Origin of the sequence: Vibrio rotiferianus CAIM 577 = LMG 21460 (assembly GCF_002741985.1) — a bacterium.
GTDB lineage: Bacteria > Pseudomonadota > Gammaproteobacteria > Enterobacterales > Vibrionaceae > Vibrio > Vibrio rotiferianus.
The window spans coordinates 1-1,604 of the sequence record NZ_APHW01000074.1 but is presented as its reverse complement, the minus strand read 5'-3'; the positions used below and the strand labels follow the sequence as shown (position 1 = coordinate 1,604).

Sequence of the window (1,604 nt, the reverse complement as noted above, 5' to 3'; positions counted from 1 at the left end):
TTTCCCAGTGACCAGGCTCTTTTCGATGCTCAGCTTTTGCAGGTCTTTCGGTAATATGACGCTTTGCTGCCAGCCGACCTCGGCTGTCTTTTGAGTTATACCTTTTACGCCTTTTCTTAGTGGATTGGCGTAGGTGCTTCCATAGTGTTCCACCGAGAGTTTTGTCGTTCCAAACGTACTGATAAATGAGCTCGTGGCTCATTGTTGGATAGCCTCTTACCCTTAGGTATCCAGCGATTTGGTCAGGACTCCAATCCAGTCGTAACAAGACCTCAGGCAACCTGAAGTCGATTTCGCTGTAGCGCTTATTTCTGCGCGAGCGACTCAGCCGGTTGCGAGCCATTTGTTGGGCTCTCCACGCCTGATAGGAGTACCTTTTAAAGTGTCTGTTGTATCGGGAATTGCGTTCAATTTCTCGATAGATAGTAGCTTTGTGACGACCCAGTTGTTTAGCTATTTTAGGGGTACTAATTCCTTGCTTTCTGAGTGCAGAAATCATATACCTTTCGTTCTCAGTGAGGTGCGTGTATCTCATGTTTTTTACTTCTTGGCGGGAGCAAACTTCATGATTATCGCATCTCACTGTTTTTATGTTCAGAGGTGTCGCACTTCGTACTTGAATCCAAGACACATAACAAACTGTTCAAGAGGGATTCGCAACGCGTGACATTTTCACTATGCGTTGATTTTAGTGGTTAAGGTGGTATGCGGCGGCTTTGGTATTGCGTTGCTCACCCCTTAACAGGGCGTTATGTATCCGAGTACCCCACGTTTAGTAGACACTTTACTAAGTTAGATCTAGGGTCTAATTGAGAGGTGATTTATGGCTAAACATCGTAATCCAGCGTACACCGAAGAGTTCCGTAAAGAAGCAGTCCGCTTGGCCAGTCTTCCGGGCCGAACAGCCGTTTCCGTTGCCAAGGAGCTGGGCATCAGTGCCCAGCAGATCCGGAACTGGAAGCGCCAGTTCACACGCCTATCTGATAAACAGTTTAACACCTTAGATGGTGTCGATTATTCGAAGAAAGAGTCCGAAGAGCTTCGAGCGCTAAGGCACGAGAACAAGCGACTCAAAGATGAAATGGAATTCCTAAAAAAGGTCTCGGCGTACTTCGCGAAGCAGCAAGAGTGAAGTACGAGTTCATTGAAAGCTATACCGGCGAGTACTCGATTAGCTTAATGTGTCGTACGTTAGAGGTGTGTCGAGGTGGTTACTACAAGTGGTGTCATCATACGCCGAGCGAGAGTTCAAAGCGGCGAGAGCGCTTTGAACAGCTCGTCATGTGTACCTTTGCCCAATATCGGGCACGTTACGGTTCAGTGCGAATAGCCGAAGAGCTCAACGAAGCAGGCCATGCCTGCTGCGTGAATTATGTGGCTGATATTATGAAGGAAAAAGGTATCAGGGCACGTAATGGCAAAGGGTTTAAATACAGCAAGGATGTGGCTGCGATGACGAATGTTGCTGACAACTTACTGCGTAGAGACTTTGTATCTGAGACACCGAATCAGAAATGGGTCACGGACATCACGTATATCTGGGTGAAGAGCCGTTGGCTCTTCTTGGCGACAGTGATGGACCTGCATTCAAGGCGCATTGTGGT

Annotated in this window: 3 protein-coding genes; 2 read left to right on the top strand and 1 reads right to left on the bottom strand. The window is 47.6% G+C overall.

Annotation, left to right across the window (positions count from 1 at the left end):
• Window positions 1–535: IS30 family transposase (locus B853_RS16085; RefSeq protein WP_128826941.1), on the bottom strand; the 535-nt coding region annotated here is incomplete at its 3' end.
• A 288-nt stretch (window positions 536–823) separates the two neighbouring features.
• Between B853_RS16085 and B853_RS16075 the strand changes: the two genes are divergently transcribed.
• Window positions 824–1,132, top strand: coding sequence for a transposase (locus B853_RS16075; RefSeq protein WP_249027421.1), 309 nt, complete (start codon window positions 824–826; stop codon window positions 1,130–1,132).
• The coding region (locus tag B853_RS16070; protein WP_143700805.1) for an IS3 family transposase at window positions 1,129–1,604 on the top strand (476 nt) is incomplete at its 3' end. The genes B853_RS16075 and B853_RS16070, both read left to right, overlap by 4 nt.

What these genes read in the sequence shown, in the direction of transcription:
- B853_RS16075 (WP_249027421.1), top strand. Translation starts at nt 824, where the DNA reads ATGGCTAAACATCGTAATCCAGCGTACACCGAAGAGTTCCGTAAAGAA.